The 16,223-nt window shown below is 62.4% G+C and carries 14 protein-coding genes; 7 read left to right on the top strand and 7 right to left on the bottom strand.

Going from position 1 to position 16,223, the window contains the following annotated elements; genetic code table 11:
- Positions 1-380 precede the first annotated feature (380 nt).
- Complete coding sequence (locus APH30_RS01440; protein WP_054911486.1) at positions 381-782, bottom strand: RcnB family protein; 402 nt, start codon at positions 780-782, stop codon at positions 381-383.
- A gap of 141 nt (positions 783-923) precedes the next feature.
- Positions 924-2,216, bottom strand: coding sequence for a sigma-54-dependent Fis family transcriptional regulator (locus tag APH30_RS01435; RefSeq protein WP_029886434.1), 1,293 nt, complete (start codon positions 2,214-2,216; stop codon positions 924-926).
- Between the two features lie 221 nt (positions 2,217-2,437).
- Between APH30_RS01435 and APH30_RS01430 the strand changes: the two genes are divergently transcribed.
- Genes APH30_RS01430 through APH30_RS01420 form a run of 3 tightly spaced genes read left to right on the top strand, consistent with a single transcriptional unit; the run spans position 2,438 to position 5,448 of the window.
- The gene (locus tag APH30_RS01430) at positions 2,438-3,322 is read left to right on the top strand and encodes an MBL fold metallo-hydrolase (RefSeq protein ID WP_054911485.1); all 885 of its coding nucleotides are present in this window, start codon (positions 2,438-2,440) and stop codon (positions 3,320-3,322) included.
- A 39-nt stretch (positions 3,323-3,361) separates the two neighbouring features.
- Positions 3,362-4,633, top strand: a complete 1,272-nt coding sequence (locus APH30_RS01425) for an FAD/NAD(P)-binding oxidoreductase (RefSeq protein WP_054911484.1) — start codon at positions 3,362-3,364, stop codon at positions 4,631-4,633.
- Complete coding sequence (locus APH30_RS01420) at positions 4,630-5,448, top strand: sulfite exporter TauE/SafE family protein (protein ID WP_009684683.1); 819 nt, start codon at positions 4,630-4,632, stop codon at positions 5,446-5,448. The genes APH30_RS01425 and APH30_RS01420 overlap by 4 nt, the downstream gene beginning before the upstream one ends.
- Here the strand turns inward: APH30_RS01420 and APH30_RS01415 are convergent.
- Positions 5,437-6,324: a LysR family transcriptional regulator gene (locus APH30_RS01415; RefSeq protein ID WP_054911483.1), complete on the bottom strand. Its 888-nt coding sequence runs from the start codon at positions 6,322-6,324 to the stop codon at positions 5,437-5,439. The two genes, APH30_RS01420 and APH30_RS01415, sit on opposite strands and share 12 nt — an antisense overlap.
- Before the next feature lie 176 nt (positions 6,325-6,500).
- Here APH30_RS01415 and APH30_RS01410 point away from each other — a divergent pair, with 176 nt between their 5' ends.
- A complete protein-coding gene (locus tag APH30_RS01410; RefSeq protein ID WP_054911482.1) occupies positions 6,501-8,147 on the top strand; it encodes a GMC family oxidoreductase in 1,647 nt (548 codons plus the stop codon).
- A gap of 97 nt (positions 8,148-8,244) precedes the next feature.
- Positions 8,245-9,864, top strand: a complete 1,620-nt coding sequence (locus tag APH30_RS01405) for an MFS transporter (protein ID WP_054911481.1) — start codon at positions 8,245-8,247, stop codon at positions 9,862-9,864.
- Positions 9,865-10,187: 323 nt separating this feature from the next.
- Here APH30_RS01405 and APH30_RS01400 read toward each other — a convergent pair whose 3' ends face one another.
- The 4 genes from APH30_RS01400 to glyQ are packed head-to-tail and all read right to left on the bottom strand — an operon-like array spanning position 10,188 to position 14,546.
- Positions 10,188-10,973, bottom strand: coding sequence for a 1-acyl-sn-glycerol-3-phosphate acyltransferase (locus APH30_RS01400; protein ID WP_054911480.1), 786 nt, complete (start codon positions 10,971-10,973; stop codon positions 10,188-10,190).
- A gap of 46 nt (positions 10,974-11,019) precedes the next feature.
- Positions 11,020-11,547, bottom strand: a complete 528-nt coding sequence (gene gmhB, locus APH30_RS01395; protein WP_009684688.1) for a D-glycero-beta-D-manno-heptose 1,7-bisphosphate 7-phosphatase — start codon at positions 11,545-11,547, stop codon at positions 11,020-11,022.
- A gap of 3 nt (positions 11,548-11,550) precedes the next feature.
- Positions 11,551-13,602, bottom strand: coding sequence for a glycine--tRNA ligase subunit beta (glyS, locus tag APH30_RS01390; protein WP_054911479.1), 2,052 nt, complete (start codon positions 13,600-13,602; stop codon positions 11,551-11,553).
- The gene (gene glyQ / locus APH30_RS01385; RefSeq protein ID WP_003253126.1) at positions 13,599-14,546 is read right to left on the bottom strand and encodes a glycine--tRNA ligase subunit alpha; all 948 of its coding nucleotides are present in this window, start codon (positions 14,544-14,546) and stop codon (positions 13,599-13,601) included. Before glyQ ends, glyS begins: the two co-directional genes overlap by 4 nt.
- A gap of 83 nt (positions 14,547-14,629) precedes the next feature.
- On the opposite strand from glyQ, the gene APH30_RS01380 reads away from it, so the two are divergent.
- Both APH30_RS01380 and APH30_RS01375 read left to right on the top strand, forming a co-directional pair.
- A complete protein-coding gene (locus APH30_RS01380; protein ID WP_054911478.1) occupies positions 14,630-15,181 on the top strand; it encodes a DNA-3-methyladenine glycosylase I in 552 nt (183 codons plus the stop codon).
- A 41-nt stretch (positions 15,182-15,222) separates the two neighbouring features.
- Positions 15,223-16,110 carry a lysophospholipid acyltransferase gene (locus tag APH30_RS01375; protein WP_009684691.1) on the top strand — a complete coding sequence of 296 codons (888 nt, stop codon included), beginning with the start codon at positions 15,223-15,225 and terminating at the stop codon, positions 16,108-16,110.
- Positions 16,111-16,223: the final 113 nt, after the last annotated feature.

Here is a 16,223-nt window from a genome sequence, read left to right as displayed (position 1 = left end):
CAAGACAGAGCGGCCCGGTGTCGCAAATGTTGACCGGCTGGGTTCAAAGTCTGACACCTACCGGTCACCAAAAAAAACCGCTACTGCGTAATGCCTGTCAGTTAAGCGTTACTGGGGCTGCTTTGCAGCCCTTCGCGGGCACGCCCGCTCCCACATGTTTGGCGCTGAACTCAAGAAATGCGCGATCTCCTGTGGGAGCGGGCGTGCCCGCGAAGGGTCGCACAGCGGCCCCAAATTACTAAACTGACTGGCATTTCACTACTGCGTTTTTTTTTTGCGAAGCGTTCGAGGCAGACACCACATGGTGATCGAACACGCCCGAGCACATCCTGGCGCGTAGTTCAGCCCCAATTACTAACTCAACAGCGTGTTCCCACACATCAGTAGCCGCTGAGAATGTTGACGATCACTCCGCTGGCGATGGCGACCAGTACGTAGTCACCGTTCACGTACAACCAGCGGTGATCGTGCGGAGGTGCATACAGGTGCCGCGCCTTCCAGTCGGTTACCCAGTAACGGTCACCACGGTAATGCGGGTCGACCACATGGCCGCGGCGCCACTGCTGGTGGGGCACCGGCATGCCTTTTTGCGGGTGGAAGTTCGGGTCGCGATAAGCAGGCCCGCGGCCATTGTCGTGGCGGCCCTGCGGCTGAGCGTGGGGCGGGTTGCCTGGGTGCCCTGGGCCGCCATCATGACGGTCAGGTGGGCCAGGCTGCGCGAAGCTTGCCAGAGGTGCGCTGAGCATCAGCGCCGCGCAAATCATGGTCAGGGTCTTTTTCATCGTTGCGGTCCTCTGTGTATTAACGCCCGGCTGAATCTTTCAGTTACCGGGTACGGTTAACCAATCAGACCATGAACCAGGTCGTTTAATGTCAGGACAGAGGTAAAGGTCCGGTAAAGGTGGCCTGGCAAAAACACGAAGCTAGCGTAGCCCAAGCGCTTTCAAGCGACGGTACAGCGTGCGTTCGCTCATACCCAAATGAAGCGCCAGCTCACTGCGCGAACCTTTGAACTGTTCCAGAGCCTGGGCCAGTTCACCGAGGTCACGGCGCTTTGCGCCACGGCTCACCGGCGTTTGCGCGCCGATGTCCTCAGGCAGGTGCTCCGGCCTGATCACCCCATCATCAGCGAACAACCGCGCCCGTTCCAGAACATTGCGCAGCTCGCGGATGTTGCCCGGGAACGGATGCAAGGCAAGGCGCTGCAAGGCATCGTCACTCAAGCTGGGGACCGATGTGCCCGCCATGCGTTGCAGCAGGCTCTGCGCCAGCAAGGGAAGGTCCTCTACCCGCTCACGCAGTGCCGGCAGGCGAATCGGGAAGCCGCTGATGCGGTAGTACAGGTCTTCACGGAAGCTGCCATCGGCAACCATTTGCCTGAGGGGTTTGTGCGTTGCCGATACTAGGCGGAAATCCGAATGCACTGTGCGCAGGCTGCCTACCGGGCGGAAGCTGCCAGACTCGATCAGGCGCAACAGCTTCACCTGCATCGCCAGCGGCACTTCACCAATTTCATCAAGGAACAGCGTGCCGCCATGGGCGGCTTCGGCCAGGCCGATCTTGCGCTGGTTGGCACCGGTGAACGCGCCTTTTTCGTACCCGAACAGTTCGCTCTCGAACAATGACTCGGTCAAGCCGGTGCAGTCCACCACCACCAGTGGGCCGTTTGCCCTGGCGCTACCCATGTGCAGCGCACGGGCGAACAGCTCCTTGCCGGTGCCTGACTCACCTTGCAGCAAGACAGGGATCTGCGCTGGCGCCGCGCGTTGCAGGCTGGCCAGGGCTGCCTTGAAGGCCGGCGCACGGCCGACCAGCCCTTGCTCTTGCGGCTGGGCCGAGGCCAGCGTGATGGTGGTCAAGCGTTCGACAAAGGCTACGACCGTACCCTGTTCGTCCAGGATCGGCCGCAGCTCTACATCCACGTGCTCGGGCCCGCGTGGCGTGTGGTGAATGTGCAACACGCGCTCCGCGACCTTGCTGTCCCAGGCTTTGCGCATGGGGCAATGTTCGCCAGCCTGGTCGCATGGCACGGCATAGTGGTGCGACACCCTGTGGCACTTTTCCCCGAGGGGTGCTTGTTCGTGCTGGCCGAACTGGCGGCGATACGCAGCATTGGCTGCCAGGATGTTGTAGTCGGTGTCCAGCACGATGGTCGGCAGGGCATCGTGCTCGAGGTAGGAAACCAGCGCCAGGATAAACGGATGGGTTTCAGGCATGACAGCACCGTTTGGATGATGGATGCAGGGTAACAAGGACTGCCAAACACTGCCATTGGCTGACAGTCGACTGCCAATCGTGCTGCCAATTCAGCCAGGTGCTGTCAGCACTGCTCCGGTTTCGTTGGGCCCGGCACGATTAAGAGCCTGGCATGCATCTTGATAAACCTCCTGTCACTGCCTACGCCTTGAATAGACGCGGCGGATAACTGGAGAACGTGATGATCATCGGCAACAACCTTCACGTGGACGCCTTTTACGATGAGGCGACCTCGACCATCAGCTACCTGGTCATGGACTGTGAAACCCGGCAGTGCGCGTTGATCGACAGCGTGCTGGATTACGACCCCAAGGCCGGGCGCACCCGTACTGCCTCAGCAGATCGGCTGGTCGAGCGCGTGGCTGAATTGCACGCCAGCGTGCGCTGGATACTTGAAACACACGTGCATGCCGACCACCTATCGGCAGCGGCCTACCTGAAGGAGAAGCTTGGCGGCCATACCGCTATTGGTGCGCACATCACCCAGGTGCAGAAGGTTTTTGGCAGCCTGTTCAACGCCGAGCCTGGCTTTGCCCGTGATGGCAGCCAGTTCGATGTGCTGTTCGAAGACGAAGAAGGTTTCCGCATCGGCAACCTGCATGCGCGTGCATTGCACACCCCTGGGCACACGCCTGCATGCATGAGCTTCATGATCGAGGATGCGGGTGAGACCGCGGTGTTCGTCGGCGACACCTTGTTCATGCCTGACTACGGTACTGCCCGTTGCGATTTCCCCGGCGCCGACGCCCGTACGCTGTACCGCTCGATCCGGCGCTTGCTGGCGTTCCCTGACCAGACCCGCCTGTTCATGTGCCACGACTACCTGCCAGGTGGTCGCGAAATGCAGTACGTCACCACCGTTGCCGAGCAGCGCGCCAGCAATATCCACATCCACCAGGGTATCGACGAGGACAGCTTCGTCGCCATGCGTGAGGCCCGCGACAAAACCCTCGACATGCCCGTGCTGATCCTGCCGTCGGTGCAGGTGAACATGCGCAGTGGCCACTTCCCGGAGCCGGAAGCCAACGGCGTCAGTTATTTGAAGATCCCGCTGAACACGCTGTAAGCGCCCTGCCCTATAACCAGATTTCCAGGATTTATTGCCATGCCTGCCTTGTCGTCCACTACCTATCCCGACCACCACACAGTGGTCATCGTCGGTGCCGGTGCCGCCGGGATCGCCACTGCATCCAGCCTGATCAGCCGCGACGCGTCCCTGGATGTGGCCTTGATCGACCCAGCCGAGGTGCACTACTACCAACCTGGCTGGACCATGGTCGGCGCTGGTGTTTTCAACGCGGCGAGCACTGCCCGCACCATGGCTTCGACGATTCCGCGCGGGGTGCGCTGGGTAAAGGCGCGCGTCCAGGGGTTCGACCCGGTGCGCCAGTTGGTCATGCTCGAAGATGGCCGGGCCATCGGCTATGAACAACTGGTGGTTTGCCCTGGCCTGAAGCTCGATTGGGCGGCCATTGATGGGCTCAGCGAGACCTTGGGCCGTAACGGGGTCACCTCCAATTACCGCTACGACCTGGCGCCCTATACCTGGGAGCTGGTGCAAAAGCTCAAGCACGGCCGTGCCCTGTTCAGCCAGCCGCCCATGCCGATCAAGTGCGCCGGCGCGCCACAGAAGGCGCTGTACCTGTCGTGCGACCATTGGCTACGCCACGGTCACCTGGGCGCGATCAAAGCCAGCTTCTTCAATGCCGGCGCAGTCTTGTTCGGTGTGGCCGACTACGTGCCTGCCTTGATGCAGTACATCGAAAAATATGCCGTGGACCTCAATTTCAGCCATCGGCTGGTCGCCGTGGACGGCCCCAACCAACGCGCCACCTTCGTGCGTAGCCTGCCCGATGGCAGCAGCGAAACCCGCGTCGAGGCCTTCGACATGCTGCATGTGGTTCCGCCGCAAGTCGCGCCGGACTTCATCCGTGAAAGCCCATTGGCCGACAGTGCCGGCTGGGTCGATGTAGACCCGCACACCCTGCGCCATCGCCAGTACAGCACTGTTCACGCCTTGGGCGATGTGGCCAACACCAGCAACGCCAAGACCGCTGCAGCGGCCCGCAAGCAGGCTCCGGTAGTGGCCAATAATGTGCTGGTAGCGCTGGGGCGGTTGCAGACACTAGCCCAGTACGACGGTTACGGCTCATGCCCGCTCACGGTCGAGCGCGGCAAGATCGTGCTGGCCGAGTTCACCTATGGCGGCAAGCTGGCGCCCAGCTTCCCCAATTGGTTGCTGGACGGTCGCAAGCCGACCCGCCTGGCTTGGCTGCTCAAGGCCCAGGCCCTGCCGCCGCTGTACTGGCAAGGCATGCTCAAGGGGCGGGAGTGGCTGGCACGGCCACAACCGTTGGTAGCAGAGGGCGGGCAGTGATCGAAACTCAACTGCTTGGCGCCGCCCTGGGGGCCATCATCGGCGCCGTGCTGGCGTTGACGGGCGCCGGCGGAGGCATTCTTGCCGTGCCCCTGTTGGTGTTCGGCCTTGGCCTGTCGATGGTCGAGGCGGCACCGGTCGGCTTGTTGGCGGTTGGCCTGGCGGCAGCCGTGGGCGCGGTACTGGGTTTGCGTCGCGGCCTGGTGCGCTATCGGGCGGCACTGTTCATCGCCTTGATCGGGGTGGCGGCAGCGCCACTGGGGTTGATGCTGGCGCACCGTTTGCCCAATACGCCGTTGCAACTGGTGTTCGCCGGTGTGCTCACCTACGCCTGTCTGCGTATCTGGCGCAAGGCGGCCAGGGAGCTGCGTGGCGAAGCCAACGATGCGCATCGCTTTATCGAGCCTTGTGTGCTGAACCCGCTGCAGGGCCGCTTGCGCTGGACCCTGCCCTGCGCTCGCGCCCTGGCATTCACCGGTGCGCTGTCCGGCTTGCTGTCTGGCCTGCTCGGTGTGGGGGGCGGGTTCGTGATCATTCCGGCGCTCAACCGCTATACCAACCTGCGCATGGCCACGATCGTATCCACGTCGCTGGCGGTGATTGCCTTGGTGTCTGCCGGCAGTGTGATCAGTGCCAGCCTTGCAGGTGTCCTGCATTGGCAAGTGGGTGGCCCGTTCGCTGTCGGCGCCGTGCTTGGCTTGCTGCTGGCGCGCCCCCTGGCGGCCAGGTTGGCCGGCCCACGGCTGCAGCAGATGTTTGCCGTGGCAGGTTGCGCCGCAGCCCTGCTGCTGGCCAGCAAGGCATTACTGAGCTAACAGCTCGCCCTGTTGCTCTGCGCACAGCGCCAGCAGGTAATCCCATACGACCCGCAGGCGCACCGACTTGTGCAGCTCGCGGCGGGTACAGATCCAGTAACTGCGCTGGATGGTTTCGCCAGGCAGTACGCGGACCAGGGTCGGGTCGTGCCGGGTCATGTAGTTGGGCAGCACTGCAATGCCCAGCCCAGCACGTGCGGCCACCTGCTGGGCAATCACGCTGGTGCTGCGGAAGACCACATTGGGCGCCCGGCAGAAGCTGTTGAGAAACAGCAGCTCCTGGCTGAACAGCAGGTCGTCGACGTAGCCGATCCAGCTGTGGCGGGCCAGATCTTCGCGGTTGCGCAGGGGTGGTGCGCGGTCGAGGTAGCCCTGGCTGGCATACAGGGCCAGGCGGTAGTCGGTGAGTTTGCGCGTGATCAGCAGGTCGGCGTTGGGCCGCTCCAGGTGAATACTGATCTCGGCTTCGCGGTTGAGGATGCTGACGAACCTCGGCACTGCCACCAGCTCCACTTCCAGCCCGGGGTAGCGCTCGAACAGCGCGTTCATGCGCGGGGTGAAGAACATGATGCCAATGCCTTCGGTGACCCCCAGGCGGATCTTGCCCAGCGGGGTGATGGCCTGGGTAATTTCTTCCTGGGCCAGCAGGGCGACGTTCTCCATGGCTTCGGCGTGCTTGAGCAGGGCCTGGCCCGCAGGGGTCAGCTCATAGCCTTGGGCGTGTTGCACGAACAACGCCGTGCCCAGGCTTTCCTCGATGCGCTCGATGTGCCGGGCCACGGTGCTGTGGGTGGTATTGAGGCGCTTGGCGGCGGTAAGCAGGCGGCCGCTGCGCTGCAACTCGAGGAAAAATCGCAGATCGTTCCAGTCGAACATGCTGATCCTTGTGGCTGTTAGTGGGCCCCTTTCGCGGGTGAACCCGCGAAGAGGCCTGTACAGAGTTGCCGCTGTGCTAAAACGCACAACCGCTGCGCGAAATCGCGTGTTTCACCCACGAAATTACGCACTAAGATGGATCGGGACAAGAATAATAATCAGGCCCGAGGTTGCACATGCCATCAGCCGATTCTGTCTTCGATTACGTGGTGGTAGGCGCCGGCCCCGCCGGGTGCCTGCTGGCCAACCGCTTGTCCGCCGACCCTGGTTGCCGCGTGCTGCTGCTGGAAGCGGGCGGGCGGGACAACTATCCCTGGATTCACATTCCCGTGGGTTACCTCTACTGCATTGGCAACCCGCGCACCGACTGGTGCTTCAAGACCCAAGCCCAGCCCGGCCTGGGTGGGCGCGCATTGGGCTACCCGCGGGGCAAGGTGCTGGGCGGCTGCTCTTCCATCAATGGCATGATCTATATGCGTGGCCAGGCTGCCGACTACGACCACTGGGCCGAACAGGGCAACCCCGGCTGGGCCTGGAAGGACGTGCTGCCGCTGTTCAAGGCCAGTGAAAACCACTTTGCTGGCGCCAGCGAGCACCACGGTGGCGGTGGCGAGTGGCGGGTCGAACGCCAGCGCTACAGCTGGCCGATACTGGATGCCTTCCGCGACGCCGCCGAGCAAAGCGGCATCGCCAAGGTGGATGACTTCAACACCGGCGATAACCAGGGGTGTGGTTATTTCCAGGTCAACCAACGCAGTGGCGTGCGCTGGAATGCCTCCAAGGCGTTTCTGCGGCCGGTTCAGCACCGCGCCAACCTCACCGTGCTTACGGGTGTGCAGGTTGACCAGGTGCTGCTCAACAATACCCGCGCACGTGCGGTGAAAGCATTCTGGCAAGGCGCCTGGCACGAGTTTGCGGGTCGCCGCGAGATCGTGCTGTGTGCTGGGGCGGTCGGTTCCCCGGGCATCCTGCAACGCTCCGGCATCGGCCCCCGGCAATTGCTGGAAAACCTGGGTATTGGCGTGCGCCACCACATGCCTGGCGTGGGTGGCAACCTGCAGGACCACCTGCAATTGCGGCTGATCTACCAGATCCGCAATACCCGCACCTTGAACCAGATGGCCAACAGCCTGTGGGGCAAGATGGGCATGGGCCTGCGCTACCTCTACGACCGCAGCGGCCCACTGGCCATGGCCCCGAGCCAGTTGGGCGCGTTCGTGCGGTCCAGCCCCGACCAGGCCACCGCCAACCTGCAGTACCACGTGCAGCCGCTGTCGCTGGAGCGCTTCGGCGAGCCGTTGCACCGCTTCCCGGCCTTTACCGCCTCGGTCTGCAACCTGCGCCCGGCCAGCCGTGGGCGTATCGATATCCGCAGCACCGACATGCACAGCACGCCGCTGATCGACCCCAACTACCTGAGCGACCCCCAGGACCTGCAGGTGGCCGCCGATGCCATCCGCCTTACCCGGCGCATCGTTCAGGCCCCTGCCCTGGCCGTATTCGAGCCCGAGGAATATCTGCCTGGCGCGGCCCTGCAAAGCGAACAGGACCTGATCGAGGCTGCCGGCAAGATCGGCACTACCATTTTCCACCCGGTGGGTACCTGCCGCATGGGCAATGGTGCGATGGACGTTGTGGATAACCAGCTGCGCGTGCATGGCATCCCCGGCCTGCGCGTGGCCGATGCCTCGATCATGCCGCAGATCACCTCAGGCAATACCTGTTCCCCCACCCTGATGATCGCCGAAAAGGCGGCACAACTGATTCTCAAAGGAGCTGCTACCCAGACCTACCTGAACGAAGACGCGTTACCGACGCCCTGACCCGGGTGCGTGCAGTAGCGGCAGCTTGCGGTCGAAGGCTGCCGACAGTGGAACAACAAGAATAATCACTGTGGCCTGCGGGCCGAGGACAGCAACGATGTCGGATTACATTCAAGAGCAGGCTGTGGCGGCCGGCAGTTCCAACCGTCGTGAAGAACGCAAGATCATTTTCGCGTCATCCCTCGGGACGGTGTTCGAGTGGTATGACTTTTTTCTCTATGGCGCGTTGGCAGCGGTCATCAGCAAGCAGTTCTTTGCGGGTGTGAACGACACCACCGCTTTCATCTTCGCCCTCATGGCCTTCGCTGCCGGCTTTCTTGTGCGGCCGTTCGGTGCATTGGTGTTCGGCCGCCTGGGTGACATGATCGGGCGCAAATACACCTTCCTGGTCACCATCGTGCTGATGGGGCTGTCCACTTTTGCCGTGGGCTTGCTGCCTACGTATGCCAGCATCGGCATCGCCGCACCGATCATTCTGGTGATGCTGCGCATGCTGCAGGGCCTGGCGCTGGGCGGGGAGTACGGTGGTGCAGCCACTTATGTGGCCGAACATGCCCCCCCGGGCAAGCGCGGTTTCCACACCGGCTTCATTCAGTCCACCGCCACCCTAGGCCTGTTATTGTCGTTGCTGGTGGTACTGGGCAGCCGCTATGTCAGTGGCGATCAGTTCGAAACCTGGGGCTGGCGCCTGCCGTTCCTGCTGTCGATCGTGCTGCTGGGCATTTCCACCTGGATCCGCATGAGCATGCATGAGTCGCCAGCCTTCGTGAAAATGAAGGCCCAGGGCAAGGTCAGCAAGTCGCCGATCCGGGAGTCGTTCACCTCGTGGCCGAACCTCAAAGTCGTACTGACTGCACTGTTCAGTATCAATGCCGGGCAAGCGGTGACCTTCTACACCGCGCAGTTCTACGTGCTGTTCTTCATGACCCAGATGCTGAAGGTAGACCCGGCCCAGGCCAATACCCTGCTGATCATCAGCGTGGTGATCGGTGCGCCGTTCTTCGTGTTTTTTGGCTGGCTGTCGGACCGTATCGGGCGCAAACCGATCCTGATGCTGGGCTTGCTGCTGGCCACGGTGCTGTACTTCCCGCTGTTCAAGGCCTTGAGCCACTATGCCAACCCACAAATTGACGCCGCCAGCCGCCAGGCGCCGATCGTGGTCACTGCTGATCCGCAAGGCTGCACGTTCCAGTTCGACCCGGTCGGCAAGGCCCGTTTCGACAGCCCGTGCGACAAGGTCAAGACCTTCCTGGTCAAACAGGGCCTGCCTTACAGCTCGGTCAGCGTAGCCGGCAGCGAGGTAGTGGTGAATGTGGGCGACAAGACCATCAACGGCTTTGACGAAGCCGCGATGCGTGCGGCAGTGGAGCAGGCAGGCTACCCGGCCAAGGCTGACCCCGCGCAGGTCAACCAGGTGATGGTCGTGGTGCTGATCGTGGCGATGATCCTGATCGCGACCATGACCTACGGCCCATTGGCCGCAGTGATGGTCGAGCTGTTCCCGACGCGCATTCGCTACACCTCGATGTCGCTGCCCTACCACATTGGCAACGGCTGGTTCGGCGGCTTCCTGCCCACCGTGTCGTTTGCACTGGTGGTGTACACCGGGGACATTTTCTACGGGCTGTGGTACCCGATCCTGGTGACCGGCATCAGCCTTGTGGTGGGGATTTTCTGCCTGAAAGAAACCAAGGATGTGGATATCGACAAGATCTGAAAGCTGGCGCGGATCCTTGTAGGAGCGGCCTTGTGTCGCGATGGGCCGCGCAGCGGCCCCAGGATTTCTGCCTTGATGCACACATTGCCGGGGCCGCTTTGCGGCCCATCGCGACACAAGGCCGCTCCTACACAAAGCTCTGCATACTTCAAATGGAGCCCATAAAAAAAACCGGCTGTAAAAGCCGGTTTTCTTATGCCCCGAAAAAACTTATGCACGCTTTTCAGAAAAATGTCATACGCAAAAATAAACAGCCAATTCAATAACTTAGCGCTTACTTCAAGCATTTCAACGAAAAAGTGCTCACAAGTTATCCACAGATATCACGCCATCTGCTCCTGCGATTTTTCTGCTGCTGGCGGCAGCGAGCCCATGGCCCGCTGGGTTGCTTCGTTCCACGCCTGAGCGCGGTCGTTGAGCTCGGCAATGGCCCGTGGCCCGGTGCCGTTGGCGTACATCGGCTCGCCAATCACCACCTCGATGGTGCCCGAGCGCTTGCCCCAACCGGTTTTCGGCCAGAACTTGCCGGCGTTGTGGGCAATCGGCAGTACCGGCAGCCCGGCATTCACTGCCAGCGCGGTGCCCCCGCGCGAGAACTTGCCGACCGTGCCGAACGGCACGCGGGTGCCCTCCGGGAAGATCAGCACCCAGGTCTTCTGCTTGAGCAGCTCATCGCCCTTGCTCGCGACCTGGCGCAGTGCCTCCTTCGGGTTGTCGCGGTTGATCGCGATCGGCCGCAGCATGGCCATGGCCCAGCCGAAGAACGGCACGTACAGCAGTTCGCGCTTGAGCACCTGGCTAAGCGGCGAGAAGTACTGCGACAGGAAGAATGTTTCCCAGGTGCTTTGGTGGTTCGACAGGATCACACAAGGCTCGGCCGGCACGTTCTCGGCACCGGTGATCTTGTAGTCGATGCCCAAAATCGTCCGCACGAGGAACAAGGCGCAGCGGCACCAGTACACATTGATGAACTTGTAGCGCTTGGGGAACGACAGAAACGGCGCGACGAAAAAGCTCAGCGAGCACCACAGCAACGAACTGGTGCCCAGCAGCAGGTAAAAAAGAAAGATTCTGATCGCCTGCAGGATCGACATAGTGGCTTGTACCATTGCGGGGCATGCCCGCCTGAGAAAAATGCGCCCGCAGGCGCACTGTTTAAATTAGTTCTCTGGCGATAGCTGCCAGATCGTCGAAAATCAGTGTAGTTTCCGGAACACCTTTTGCCAGGGTCCGCTCACCTTTGCCGGTTTTCACCAACACGGGTTGTGCACCGACGGCCAGGGCGGCCTCCAGGTCGCCTTTGCTGTCGCCAACGAACCAGACGCCTTCAAGGCCGACCTGGTAATGCTCGGCGATCGCCCGCAGCATGCCTGGCTTGGGCTTGCGGCAATCGCAGCCTTCATCCGGGCCGTGCGGGCAATACACGATGTGGCCAACCTCGCCGCCCTGCTCGGCCACCAGCGCGCGCAGGCGCGCGTGCATGGCCTCGAGGGTTGCCAGCGGGTAATAGCCACGGGCGATACCGGACTGGTTGGTGGCCACGGCCACCGTCCAGCCCGCCTTGCTCAACTGCGCGATCGCTGCGACCGAGCCTGGGATCGGGACCCACTCTTCCAGCGTCTTGATGTAGGCGTCGGAGTCGTAGTTGATCACCCCGTCACGGTCGAGAATCAGCAGTTTCAAGGCTTACCCCAGCAACGAGATGTCGGCCACACCCAGGAACAGGCCGCGCAGGCGGCTGAGCAGGGCGTAGCGGTTGGCACGTACCTTGGCGTCTTCGGCGTTGACCATGACCGCCTCGAAGAAGGCATCAACCGGGTCGCGCAGGGCTGCCAGGCGGGCCAGCGATTCGCTGTACTGCCGTGCAGCAGCCATCGGTTGCACGGCCTGGTCGGCCTGCTGGATGGCCGAGTACAGCGAGAACTCGTTGGCATTGTCGAAGTACTTCGGCTCGACCTGCTCGGCGATGGCGCCTTCGGCCTTGCTCAGCAGGTTCGACACACGCTTGTTGACCGCGGCCAGGGCCTCGGCTTCGGGCAGCTTGCGGAACGCTTGCACCGCCTGTACACGCTGGTCGAAGTCCAGCGCCGAGCCTGGCTGCAGGGCACGTACCGACAGGTAGGTGGCCACGTCGATGCCTTCGTCTTCGTAACGCGCACGCAGGCGGTCGAAGATGAACTCCAGCACCTGCTCGGCCAGGCCGGCAGCCTTGACCTTGGCACCGAACTGCTTGACCGCGAATTCCACCGCACCGGTCAGGTTCAGGTCCAGCTGCTTCTCGATCAGGATACGCAGCACACCCAGCGCTGCACGGCGCAGGGCGTACGGGTCTTTGCTGCCGGTTGGCAGCATGCCGATGCCGAAGATGCCCACCAGGGTGTCGAGCTTGTCGGCGATGGCCACGGCGGCACCGGTGAGGGTTTGCGGTAGCTCGGCACCAGCACCGCGTGGCATGTACTGCTCGTTCAGCGCCAGGGCAACGTCTTGCGGCTCACCGTCGTTGAGCGCGTAGTAGTAACCGGCAACACCCTGCATCTCCGGGAATTCGCCGACCATTTCAGTGGCCAGGTCGCATTTCGACAGCAGGCCGGCCCGGCCGGCGCGCTGGGCGTCGCCGCCGATCAGCGGGGCGATGAAGGCAGCCAGTTTGGAAACGCGCTCGGCCTTGTCGTACACAGTGCCCAGTTGAGCCTGGAAGACCACGTTCTTGAGGCGCTCGTTGAAGGTTTCCAGCGGCTGCTTCTTGTCCTGCTTGAAGAAGAATTCGGCGTCGGTCAGGCGTGGGCGCACGACTTTCTCGTTGCCTTGCACGATCTGCTTCGGGTCGCGGCTTTCAACGTTGGCCACGGTGATGAAGCGCGGCAGCAGCTTGCCTTCGCTGTCCAGCAGGCAGAAGTACTTCTGGTTGTCCTGCATGGTGGTGATCAGGGCTTCCTGCGGCACTTCGAGGAAACGCTCCTCGAACGAGCACACCAGCGGCACCGGCCACTCGACCAGCGCGGTCACTTCGTCCAGCAGCGCCGGTGGCACGATGGCCGTACCTTCCTGCTGCATGGCCAGCTCTGCGGTACGCTTGCTGATCAGCTCGCGGCGCTCGGCGAAGTCGGCCAGCACGTAGGCTTTGCGCAGGTCTTCGACGTAGTTGGCGGGGGCAGTGATGAGCACGTTTTCCGGGTGGTGGAAGCGGTGGCCACGGGATTCACGGCCGGCCTTCTGCGACAGGATGGTGCAATCGACCACCTGGTCGCCCAGCAGCATGACCAGCCATTGGGTCGGGCGCACGAACTCTTCACGGCTGGCGGCCCAGCGCATGCGCTTGGGAATGGGCAGATCGTTCAGCGAGTCCTCGACGATGGTCGGCAGCAAGCCGACGGTCGCTTTGCCTGGGATGTGCTGGGAGAAACGCAGCTTGGGGCCGCTCTGGTCGATTTCGGCCAGCTCTACACCGCACTTCTTGGCAAAGCCCAGGGCAGCCTGGGTCGGCTCGCCGTCTTTGAAAGCAGCCTGCAGGGGGGGGCCGTCGATGTTGATGCTGCGGTCAGGCTGCTGCACGTCCAGCTGGCGAATCAGCACGGCCAGGCGACGCGGCGCAGCATAGACCTGCTTGCCGGTGTAGTTCAGGCCAGCGGCCTGCAGGCCCTTTTCGACGCCGGCCAGGAAGGCGTCGCCGAGGCTGGCGAGGGCCTTGGGAGGCAGCTCTTCGGTGCCCAGTTCTACCAGGAAATCTTGAGCACTCATTGTGCAGCCTCCAGCTTAGCCAACACTTCGTCACGCAGTTCGGGGGTGGCCATCGGGAAGCCCAGGCGTGCGCGGGCTTGCAGATAGCTTTGCGCCACGTCCCGGGCCAGGGTACGCACACGCAGGATGTAGCGCTGGCGCTCGGTCACCGAGATGGCGCGGCGGGCGTCCAGCAGGTTGAAGGTATGCGAGGCCTTCAACACCATTTCATAGGTCGGCAGCGGCAGCTCCAGCTTGATCAGGCGGTTGGCTTCGCTTTCGTAGAAGTCGAACAGTTCGAACAGCTTGTCGACGTTGGCGTGTTCGAAGTTATAGGTCGACTGCTCCACCTCGTTCTGGTGGAACACGTCACCGTAGGTGACCTTGCCGAACGGGCCGTCGGCCCACACCAGGTCATAGACCGAATCGACGCCCTGGATGTACATGGCCAGGCGTTCGAGGCCGTAGGTGATTTCACCGGTGACCGGGTAGCACTCGATGCCACCTACCTGCTGGAAGTAGGTGAACTGGGTGACTTCCATGCCGTTCAGCCAGATTTCCCAGCCCAGGCCCCAGGCGCCGAGGGTCGGCGATTCCCAGTTGTCTTCGACAAAGCGAATGTCGTGCACCAGCGGGTCCAGGCCAATGGCTTTCAGCGAGCCCAGGTACAGCTCCTGGAAGTTGGCCGGGTTCGGCTTGAGCACCACCTGGAACTGGTAGTAGTGCTGCAGGCGGTTGGGGTTTTCGCCATACCGCCCGTCGGCAGGGCGACGGCTAGGCTGCACGTAGGCGGCGTTCCAGGTTTCTGGACCCACGGCGCGCAGGAACGTTGCGGTGTGGAAAGTGCCGGCGCCTACTTCCATATCGTAGGGCTGAAGCACCACACAACCTTGAGCTGCCCAGTAGTTTTGCAGGGCGAGGATCAGGTCTTGGAAGGTACGCACGGCTGGCGTAGGCTGGCTCACGAAATTCACCTGTATCTGGGGATGCGGATGTAAAGAGCGGGAGTATAACCTGATTCGCCTCGCCCTCTACTCATTGGAGCCTTATGCCACGCTGCTTTTGGTGTACCGACGATCCGTTGTACCAGGCCTACCATGACCAGGAATGGGGAAAGCCGCAGCGCGATCCGGCGTTGCTGTTCGAGATGCTTTTGCTCGAAGGGTTCCAGGCCGGGCTTTCATGGATCACCGTTTTGCGCAAACGCGAGCGTTACCGCGAGGTGATGCACGGGTTCGACCCGGTCAAACTGGCCACCCTCAGCGACGAACGCATCGAAGCGCTGATGCAGGACCCCGGGATCATCCGCAACCGCCTCAAACTCAAGGCTGCCCGGCGCAATGCGCAGGCCTGGCTGGCTGTGGATAACCCCGCCGAATGGCTGTGGTCGTTCGTGGGCGGTGCCCCGAAGATCAATCACTTCCAGGGCCGCGCTGACGTGCCGGCGGTCACCGATGAGGCCAAGGCCATGAGCAAGGCGCTGCAGAAAGCCGGCTTCACCTTTGTCGGCCCGACCATCTGCTATGCCTTCATGCAAGCCACCGGCATGGTCATGGACCACACCATCGATTGCGATCGTTACGCCGCCCTGGTTCGTTGAAGGGTTACAATGCGCGCCTTGCTGAAATAAGGAATTCGCCTGTGGAAAAGTTCAAGGGCGCCCTGATGGTCGGGGTGCTGCGCCTGTTTGCCAAGCTGCCCTGGGGCGCTGTACAGCGCGTGGGCGCCGGCATCGGCTGGCTGATGTGGAAGATCCCCAACGGTTCACGCAACGTGGTGCGCATCAACCTGGCCAAGTGTTTCCCCGAGATGGACCCGGTTGCCCGTGAGCAACTGGTTGGCCAAGCCTTGCGGGACATTGGCAAGTCGTTTGTGGAAAGCGCCTGTGCCTGGATCTGGCCGCCACAGCGCTCGCTGGAACTGGTCAAGGAAGTGCACGGCCTGGAAGTGCTGGAGCAAGCCCTGGCCTCTGGCAAGGGCGTGGTGGGCATCACCAGCCACCTGGGTAACTGGGAGGTGCTCAACCACTTCTATTGCAACCAGTGCAAGCCGATCATTTTCTACCGCCCGCCCAAGCTCAAGGCTGTGGATGACCTGCTGCGTGAGCAGCGCGTACAGATGGGCAACCGCGTTGCGCCTTCGACCAAGGAAGGCATTCTCAGCGTGATCAAGGAGGTGCGCCGGGGCGGCCAGGTGGGCATCCCCGCTGACCCGGAGCCGGCCGAATCGGCTGGCGTGTTCGTGCCATTTCTCGGTACCCAGGCACTGACCAGCAAGTTCGTGCCGAACATGCTGGCGGGCGGCAAGGCGGTGGGGGTGTTCCTGCATGCCTTGCGCCTGCCGGATGGCTCGGGTTTCAAGGTGTTTCTCGAAGCTGCGCCGCAAGCGATGTACAGCACCGACGTGAATGAGTCGGCGGCGGCGATGAGCAAGGTGGTCGAGCGTTATGTGCGCGAGTACCCGAGCCAGTACATGTGGAGCATGAAGCGCTTCAAGAAGCGCCCGGCTGGCGAGCCGCGCTGGTATTGAGATCTCTGGGGGCGCTCTGCGCCCCATTCGCTGGCACGCCAGCTCCCACAGGGATCGCATCAGGGCTTACAGGCGCTGCACATCTTGCGGCAAACAGCTGTCAGCCCTGCTGC

This window comes from Pseudomonas sp. NBRC 111127 (genome assembly GCF_001320345.1).
Classification (GTDB): Bacteria; Pseudomonadota; Gammaproteobacteria; order Pseudomonadales; family Pseudomonadaceae; genus Aquipseudomonas; species Aquipseudomonas juntendi.
Note: the sequence above shows the minus strand (reverse complement) of the source record. Positions and strands in the feature narration are given on the sequence as shown.